General features: G+C 69.8%; 1 protein-coding gene. It reads right to left on the bottom strand.

Annotated elements, in window-relative coordinates; all coding sequences use genetic code 11:
- A partial coding sequence (locus EXE44_RS18080) for a proton-conducting transporter membrane subunit (RefSeq protein ID WP_274595395.1) occupies nucleotides 1-486 on the bottom strand: 486 nt, incomplete at both ends.

The raw sequence follows: 486 nt of genomic DNA on the forward strand, positions 1-486 counted from the left end.
GATGATCCCGGTGACGGCGAAGAGGCCGCCCTTCATCACCGCGTGGCCGACGAGGTGGACAGTCGCGCCGACGACGGCCAGCGGCGTCGCGATGGCGAAGCCGGCGATGACGAGTCCGAACTGCGACACCGACGAGTACGCCAGCATCCGACGCACGTCGGACTGCGCGACCGCGAGGCCGCTCCCGGCGACGATGCTGACGCAGGCGACGCCCACCAGCGCCCAACGCGCGGTGGGGACGGCCTCGAGGAAGTCGACCGTGAACACCGAGAACAGCACGCGAGCGAGCGCGTACGCCGACACGGTCGAGACGAGCGCCGAGATGAACGCGCTCACGCTGTCGGGCGAGTCGGCGTACGCGTCGGGCTGCCAGGTGTGGAGCGGGAACAGCGCGACCTTCACCGTCAGGCCGGCGACTATCAGCCCGAACGCGGTCAAAACGAGCGTCGAGTCGTAGCCGACCTCGGCGAGTTCGACGCTGAGGTC

Origin of the sequence: Halorubrum sp. SS7 (assembly GCF_005435055.1) — an archaeon.
Classification (GTDB): Archaea; Halobacteriota; Halobacteria; order Halobacteriales; family Haloferacaceae; genus Halorubrum; species Halorubrum salinarum.